Source organism: Paenarthrobacter sp. RAF54_2 (genome assembly GCF_052113945.1).
Lineage (GTDB): Bacteria > Actinomycetota > Actinomycetes > Actinomycetales > Micrococcaceae > Arthrobacter.
Genome location: NZ_JBFRDV010000049.1, coordinates 1 through 7656 on the forward strand (window position 1 = coordinate 1; position 7656 = coordinate 7656).

At 58.3% G+C, this 7656-nt stretch carries 7 protein-coding genes and 1 pseudogene; 6 read left to right on the top strand and 2 right to left on the bottom strand.

Annotation, left to right across the window (positions count from 1 at the left end):
- The coding region (locus AB4Y87_RS25700) for a hypothetical protein (protein WP_442007052.1) at positions 1-296 on the bottom strand (296 nt) is incomplete at its 3' end.
- 224 nt (positions 297-520) lie between these two features.
- Between AB4Y87_RS25700 and AB4Y87_RS25705 the strand changes: the two genes are divergently transcribed.
- The 6 genes from AB4Y87_RS25705 to AB4Y87_RS25730 all read left to right on the top strand — a co-directional run bounded on the left by AB4Y87_RS25705 (position 521) and on the right by AB4Y87_RS25730 (position 6342).
- Complete coding sequence (locus AB4Y87_RS25705; RefSeq protein ID WP_442007053.1) at positions 521-670, top strand: hypothetical protein; 150 nt, start codon at positions 521-523, stop codon at positions 668-670.
- 131 nt (positions 671-801) lie between these two features.
- Positions 802-1953 (top strand): acyl-CoA dehydrogenase family protein, encoded by a 1152-nt coding sequence (locus tag AB4Y87_RS25710; protein ID WP_442007054.1) that lies wholly within the window; start codon positions 802-804, stop codon positions 1951-1953.
- Positions 1954-2167: 214 nt separating this feature from the next.
- Positions 2168-2941 carry an electron transfer flavoprotein subunit beta/FixA family protein gene (locus AB4Y87_RS25715; RefSeq protein ID WP_442007055.1) on the top strand — a complete coding sequence of 258 codons (774 nt, stop codon included), beginning with the start codon at positions 2168-2170 and terminating at the stop codon, positions 2939-2941.
- A gap of 28 nt (positions 2942-2969) precedes the next feature.
- Positions 2970-3941, top strand: coding sequence for an electron transfer flavoprotein subunit alpha/FixB family protein (locus AB4Y87_RS25720; RefSeq protein WP_442007056.1), 972 nt, complete (start codon positions 2970-2972; stop codon positions 3939-3941).
- Positions 3938-4870, top strand: a complete 933-nt coding sequence (locus tag AB4Y87_RS25725; RefSeq protein WP_442007057.1) for a cytochrome b/b6 domain-containing protein — start codon at positions 3938-3940, stop codon at positions 4868-4870. The genes AB4Y87_RS25720 and AB4Y87_RS25725 overlap by 4 nt, the downstream gene beginning before the upstream one ends.
- A gap of 1124 nt (positions 4871-5994) precedes the next feature.
- Positions 5995-6342 carry a MarR family winged helix-turn-helix transcriptional regulator gene (locus tag AB4Y87_RS25730; protein WP_442007058.1) on the top strand — a complete coding sequence of 116 codons (348 nt, stop codon included), beginning with the start codon at positions 5995-5997 and terminating at the stop codon, positions 6340-6342.
- Between the two features lie 666 nt (positions 6343-7008).
- Here the strand turns inward: AB4Y87_RS25730 and AB4Y87_RS25735 are convergent.
- Positions 7009-7656, bottom strand: a pseudogene (locus tag AB4Y87_RS25735) (hypothetical protein); the annotation flags it as partial.

Below are 7656 nucleotides of genomic sequence, written 5' to 3' on the forward strand. Positions count from 1 at the left end.
TCACCGATGGTGAGCATCCCAGCAGCGATTCCTACCTGGATAGGATTCCCGTACGAGGCCATCATTCGCGTGACCGTGGTCGTTGGCGAGATGCCATGCTCCATGACCGAAACCATGATGGCCTCCAGGACGTGGGCCTGGCCATGCGTTGGCCACCGGCCACTGATGAGGAGGTATGCGAGCTCACCGAAGCTGCGCTTGCCAATCATCGTCGTCAGCAGGTGGCCGCGGATGAGAACGTCGTCGTCGCGCACTTCCGCTATGTCCGTTGACCAGTCGTCAATTGTCGACGCCATGGGCGCCTTCCTCTCGTAGAGATATATGGTTCGAGCTATCGTGGTCGAGGGTGCTGGAGGGCAAGAGTCCTCACCGGGTCCTGATCCATGACCGGTGGAAACAGGTACAGGGTCGCCCGGGATGTGCGTTCGATGGCTTACCACGGGACCAACTGCAATGTAGAGACACTGTGGAATCGCATCCACGAAGTGATGGTATCGTATCCAGAAATGAAAATCGAGGATTGGGAAGCTCCCCTCGTTTCCAAGGCGAGAACTTCACGCACAACCTGCAACTCGTGAACCGCGTGAAGGAACTCGCGGACCTGCCATTCTCAGTCAATTTCACAGACAACCGGCGCTGGATGGTCGCAAATCTTGGTGGACATTCCTAGGGAGCAAGTATTAGGTGTATTATACAATCAATATGGCCGCCTTGGGATCGTCGCTAAGTGCGGCAGCACCACCTTCGCCCAAGGCAAGGCCACTAGTCCATCAAGGCAGACACCCTAGGAACTTATCCCCCATGATTGAGCGCACACTCTACGAGGATGACCATAAGGCCTTCCGCAGCTCGGTCGCCGAATTTATTCGGCGTTCCATTAGCCCCAATGTTGATGAGCATGCCGCATGCAAACGAATTCCGCGCGAAGTCTGGCAGGACGCAGGCAAGCACGGCTTCCTTGGCCTTGAGGTTCCTGAGGAGTACGGCGGAAGCGAAGCTGCCGACTATCGGTTCAATGCGGTACTGCTCGAAGAGCTAGCCAAAGTGAACCTTGCCCTTGCATCGTCGATGAGCATTCATTTCGATGTGGTCGCACCGTATCTCGTTAAGCTCTCAACGCCTGAGCAGCGTAAACGCTGGCTGCCCGGGTTCTGCGACGGCTCGATCGTGACGGCGATCGCCATGACAGAGCCGTCCGCCGGTTCCGACTTGGCCGCCCTGCGAACCTCTGCCGTAAAGGACCCGAAGGGTGGCTGGATTCTCAACGGATCCAAGATCTTTATCACCAACGGAGGTTCTGCGGACCTCATCATCGTGGCCGCCCGAACGACTCCAGATAGCCGCGGGAAGGGAATCTCTCTCTTCGCTGTCGAAGCGTCGATGCCGGGCTTCAGCCGCGGAACGCCACTCGATAAGGTGGGTCAACCTGAGGCCAACACCGCCGAGCTCTACTTCGACAATGTCCACCTCACTGAGGACCACCTGATCGGAAGCCTCAACGGCGGATTCGGCCACATGATGGAACTACTTCCACAGGAGCGCATCGGCGCCGCCGTAACCAATCTTGCACACGCCCGGCAGATCCTCGACGAGACGATTGAGTATGCACGCGATCGCCAAGCCTTCGGTCAAGCGATTGGGTCGTTCCAGCACAACAAATTCCTGCTCGCGGAACTCGTGACAAAGACTGAGGTGACCCAGGCATACGTCGACCAGTGTGTCGCTGCGCAAGTCCGCGGAGAGCTCTCCGCCGTCGATGCAGCAAAAGCCAAGTGGTGGGCCGCGGACGTACAGAATGAGGTTCTCGACCACTGCGTCCAGCTGTACGGAGGCTACGGATTTATGAACGAATATCGCGTCGCCCGCGCCTGGAAGGATGCCCGCGTCACTAAGATCTGGGCAGGCTCAAATGAGATCATGAAGAACATCATCGGCCGCGACCTCGGCTTCTAGAGCACGATTCGCCTAAGTGCCGGCCTGAGGCAATTTTGGCCATGAGCCCGGGTCATACTTCGACCCTGAAGGGACCTCTTCGAGGTCGTCCAAAATGCCTTCTGCAACGGTAACACCGGCAATGTTCGCTATGGGAGCCCGTTTGCGCCTCGCCTCTAGCAGGCAGCCGCCGCCCGACCACCGTCGGGATATCCACGTTTCAAAGGAGTAGCCAGTGAAAATAGTTGTACTAATGAAGCAGGTGCCTGACACCTATGGGGAGCGCACCCTGCTGACCGACGGCCGGGTCAATCGTGAGCGGAGCGACGCAGTTATCGATGAGATCAGCGAGCGAGCAATCGAGGTCGCCCTGCAGCGGAAGGACGCCGACGAGACGACGGAGGTAATAGTCCTGTCGATGGGTCCGGAATCGGCAACAGCGTCCATTAGGAAAGCACTTTCGATGGGAGCCGATTCCGGAGTGCACGTTCTCGATGATCAGTTGGTGGGAGCGGATGCCGTACGTTCCGCCCTGGTCATCGCAAGGGCGGTGGAGCGCGTAGGCGGTGTTGATCTGGTTCTGGCCGGAGATGCATCGACGGATGGCCGGGGTGGTGTTATCCCCGCCATGGTCGCGGAGCATCTGGGGCTGTCATATCTGGCCTCGCTTAACGGACTGCAGGTGGGCAACGAGGTGACAGGAACACAGGCTACCGAGTCCGGTACACGCGAAGTGTGGGCGACACTCCCGGCCGTCGTGTCCATCACCGAGAGCGCAGACGAGGCACGTTTCCCCGGCTTCAAAGGAATTATTTCGGCCAAACGCAAGAAGATCGACGTGACCTCGCTACCTGACCTCGGAATCGATCCTTCTTTCCCCGGTCTGGCCCGCTCGATCGTCCTTTCCACTGCGGCACGTCCCGCCCGCCAGGCCGGCACGAAAATCCACGACGAGGGCGTTGCAGCCGACAAGCTTATTGAATTCCTCGTTGCCGAGCGACTCCTTTAAGCCCCTAATAGATTTGGAGAAAATCACGATGTCAAACGTTCTTGCTTTCATCGAGGTCTCCCCCGCGGGCACGATCCGTCGTTCGTCGGAGATGTTGATCGGTGCTGCCGGCTCCATAGGCACGCCTGTTGCGGTTGCAGCCGTCGCGGCCGGGCAAGGTGCCACGGTGTCCTCGCGTCTCCGTGAGTTGGGTGCAGCGCGAATATACATCGCCGAAACTGATTCCGCGACGACCACAGTCGCAGTCGCCCAGGTTGCCGCGCTTCAGGCTGCGGTGACCGAGTACACACCAACTGCTGTGCTGACCGCGAATACTCTGGACGGGGCTGAGGTCGCGGGTCGACTGGCGGTCCGCACCGGCGCAGCGCTACTGCTCGATGTCGTCGGCGTGCACGCCGACGGTGACAGGGTCGTCGGGTCTCATTCAGTGTTCGGGGGTGCCTACAACACCAATAGTACGGTCACCGGAGGCCTGACTATCGCGACGGTAAGGCTCGGTGTGATCGAGAATGTCGCGCCCGGAGCAGCCTCCGAGACCAGCATTGTCTCCATCGAGGTCGACACATCGAAGTCCACAGCCATCACTGCAGTGAACGACGAGACGATCGCGTCCACCCGCCCCGACCTGCGGGAGGCGACCACTGTCGTCTCAGGTGGCCGCGGTGTCGGCTCAAAGGAGAATTTTTCGATTGTGGAAGACCTCGCCGACGTGCTCGGTGCTGCCGTGGGTGCATCACGGGCCGCCGTGGATGCCGGATATGTGCCGCATTCCTACCAGGTAGGGCAGACCGGCATTACGGTGTCACCGCAACTCTATATAGCGCTCGGCATCTCGGGTGCGGTCCAGCACCGGGCCGGAATGCAGACTGCAAAGACAATCGTCGCCATCAACAAGGACAACGACTCCCCCATCTTTGACATCGCTGACTTCGGCATCGTCGGAGATCTCTTCAAAGTAGTACCGAAGCTTGTCGAGGGAATCAAGGCGCGGCAGAAATGACGAGCAGCACTCTGCAGAAGAAGGGCAAGCGCAGCCGCTGGTTCACGCTTGTGTGGGTGATCCCAGCTGCGTTGGTCCTGCTCACTGCGATTGTGTTCGGCGCACAGTGGCTGCGCAGTCTCTCCGGAGTGCAATCGTTCCTGACCAACTACCCTGGCCACTTCCAACTGCCACCCGGAGCACCCGAGGGCTTCCCCGAGTGGTTGCAATGGAGCCACTTTTTCAACATGCTGCTGATCCTGATGATTATCCGCAGCGGTTGGCACGTACGCACCACCGAGCGCCCCCCCGCCTACTGGACCCGAAACAATCGGGGACTCATCCACACCAAGGGCAAGCCAAACAAGATCAGTCTCGACCTGTGGCTGCATCTGAGCCTTAATTCGCTGTGGGTCGTTACCGGAATCGCTTTCTACGTCCTACTGTTCTCGACAGGCCAGTGGCAACGGTTGGTGCCTACCTCATGGGAGCATATCCCCAACGCATTGTCGGCCGCGTTGCAGTATGCATCTCTCGACTGGCCGCTTGAAAATGCCTGGGTGTCATACAACAGCCTACAAATGATCACATACTTCGTGACCGTTTTTATCGCCGCCCCGTTTTCAATCATCACCGGCATCCGCATGTCGGGCGCGTGGCCTAAGGACGCCAAAATCAACAAGGTATACCGCGTCGAGTTAGCTCGGGCGATCCACTTCCCCGTGATGCTCTACTTCGGGCTGTTCATCATCGGCCACGTGACCCTCGTGTTCGCCACCGGTGCATTGCGCAATCTCAACCACATATTCGCCGGGCGGAACGACGAGAGTTGGGTCGGCTTCTGGTTCTTCGCCGGAGCCCTCGTGCTCATGGCGGTGCTGTGGGTATCCGCCCAGCCCATCCTTCTGCGGCCAATTGCGTCGCTGACAGGATCTGTAACCAAGAAATGACCGTCGCGACAGAGCACATCAGACCAACGAAATCGTCGATGGGAGGCTCAATGAAGGCCGGATTACAGATTCCCCCAGATCACAGCGTTACCGCTGCGGTCATCGAATGGAGGGACAGAATTACAGTACTGTAAAGGAACGCGGCTACTGGAAACTCACCTTCTTGAATACAGCGGGGACTTGTAAGGTCGCATTGACTTGGTAACTCTCAACTCCTACCTTCGCCGCCAAACGAAAATTTCACCGAATCGATCAACTCGCCTCGCAGCTTCAGGACGACGTGGCATGTGTGCGATCCTGGGCTGCGGGCTACGACCAGGAATCTCCTGCGTGAAAAACTCAGGGCGAGAGGCCGAAGCTGCCAAAGGATCATCGCGATGCCCGACTCCTCTGCACTCTGGATTGTGGTAGACGGCAATAGCCCTCGCCAAATGTTTGAAGTATCCCGAGGCCATGAGGTATGGCTCATTCCGCAAGAACTGCCTGGAGGGCAGCACTATCGGCGCGGAGTGTATTGTCGGCTGCCCAAGTTGAGCCGACGGACATCAGCCGTAGCCAGCATTAAATGATTTTGCCGGACTGCGAGGAGATTCAAACGCGGCGCGAAGCCCGCCTTCTGAAACACAGCGTCAGGGCAACTGACTCAGCGTCAACTCCCCCGCACGAGGTTGGTGGCGTTAATGCACAGCCATGTCAGTGTGCGGGCGAAGCGGTTGTAAGCCAGAGTGGGGCTTGACCACCGCGGGTGTATTGGTGACACCGATGCCAACCTCAATCTGACGCATGGATCGATGTGTTGAGACGAGGGCTGGATATTCTATTCGTGTGTTGTGCATTCAACTGCTTAGTCCGACCCGTAAAGGCTAGGGACCGCCCGCGTGCGCATTTTTAGGGTTGAGCGTTGTGGCCGGGAGGGAAATCAGCGTCCGCCATAACATAGGCCATGACAAGTTTGGAAACGAGGAAGGGCACTTATGGGAAAGACAGCATCGGTCGGCGATACCGTTGAGCTTAATCCAAATCAGCGCGTGATTGATGAGGCGTTGGGATCTATCATTCGCTGGTCTCTCTATGAGTTCCACGCACTGTTAGTGGAGAGGTCGGGCGTCTCGATAGATCGCTCCATGATCTCGATACTCACTCGATTGTCAGCTACTGGGACGCTCCGGATCTCTGATCTCGCAAATCGTCTTGGACTCGACAGGTCCACCCTCAGCCGGCAGGTAGCGGCAGCGGTGACAGCTGGCTACGTCAGTAGAACAACCGATGAATCGGACTCTCGTGCTTATCTTGTGTCGATGACGGATGAAGGTAAGGCAGCTTACCGGGCGGTACGTCTGGCCAGGACTCGCATCATGGTGGAAATGACTCGCCAAATGAGCTCGTCAGAGTTGGACCAAGTCTCGAATGCACTTCCGATATTGGCGCGCGCAATCAATAGTTTGTCCACCTCCGTGGGTTCCGAGCCGTAAGCCGGCGTTTGGGATTTGATGGCAGCGTTTGGCCGGGCACAGGTGGAATGCGGCAGTACTTCCAGTTCAAAGGTCTCGCAACGGCGGCAGCCGCCAGCATTTCTTTTTCGGATGCCTCAGGGAAATCTGGCCCCTGACCGGCCTTTGCTCAACTGCTCGGAACGTAGCCTACAACAAGGCGGGCGCATACGCCGTTGATCCTCGAACGATGAGTTCGCCCTCCAGCCTTCGCCGCTGCAGCGAAGAAGTTGGCGCGCGGCCGGTACTCTTCATGAGAAGATCGACGCTGATTTCTGCCTGCGTTCTGTTGGCTGCTGCACTGTGGTCAGATCATAAACAGCCCAGCCAGACATCGTGATCCCGTTTGTACCAGATCACGCGTCAAGGACGCCGTATGCGATGAGATCATTAACACAAGAAGATCTTCTGTGACGCATGGGATTCGCGGGCGGTTCGCGATGCGGTGCAAGGCATCGGATTCTCATTGACCTCGATCATGATTCCCATCTCCATCGACTTCCTGTGCTCGGCAATACTGGTATACGGGCGCCGCTTCGCACCATTGCAGGCGATCGTGTACTTTTTGGCCGCGATGCCCCTGGGAAATGCCACAATATTTGGTCTGGGCTTTCTGCTGGCCTATAGCGGGGACGAGTTGGGTGGTTGTCACTGTCTATGTGACATTGATGATCCCGTTCTCGATCCGATTTCAAACATCGGAAACGTTGTCGCTTGGCATGCAATACATCGAAGCCTCGCATCRCAGTGTGCGGTTTCGCGCGGAAGTTCTGGACGATGGTCTCGTGTACCTGGCACCCTCATCCTTAGAGCAGGGTCCTTCTCCGGGGACCCGAAGTGCACTCCCCCGCGCTCGCTCCAGAGTCTCGTGGCCGTGGTCTCGAGCATCATGCCCATCGAAGCGGCTGCCGGGCGGAGTCGCTGCAGCTCAGCGAAGGACATGACGCCCGGGTTGAGATGCGGCAGGAGGTGTTCGGCGAACTGGGACAGGAACCGTTGCTGGTCATGGCCCGGGGCGTGGAAGACCAGGTGATTGAACCCTGCCTCTACGTAGGGCATGAGCTGGTCCATGACCTGCTCCGGATCCGAGGCGACGATCCAGCSCTTGGCGACCTGTTCGATGGGCAGCGCGTCCGCGGCGGCTGCCATGGCCGCAGGGTCCTCCAGGCCGGCTTTCTGTTCCGGGCTCAGTGACAGCGGCGCCCAGAACCGGGTGTTTTCCAGCGCCAGGGCATAGTCCGTATCGAAGGAGAGCTTGATCTCAATCATCTTCTCTATCCCGGCCGGATCCCGTCC

Bases quoted from the DNA above. Each gene is read 5' to 3' on its own strand.
- AB4Y87_RS25710 (WP_442007054.1), top strand. From the start codon at position 802: ATGATTGAGCGCACACTCTACGAGGATGACCATAAGGCCTTCCGCAGC.
- AB4Y87_RS25720 (WP_442007056.1), top strand. From the start codon at position 2,970: ATGTCAAACGTTCTTGCTTTCATCGAGGTCTCCCCCGCGGGCACGATC.
- AB4Y87_RS25725 (WP_442007057.1), top strand. From the start codon at position 3,938: ATGACGAGCAGCACTCTGCAGAAGAAGGGCAAGCGCAGCCGCTGGTTC.
- AB4Y87_RS25730 (WP_442007058.1), top strand. From the start codon at position 5,995: ATGATCTCGATACTCACTCGATTGTCAGCTACTGGGACGCTCCGGATC.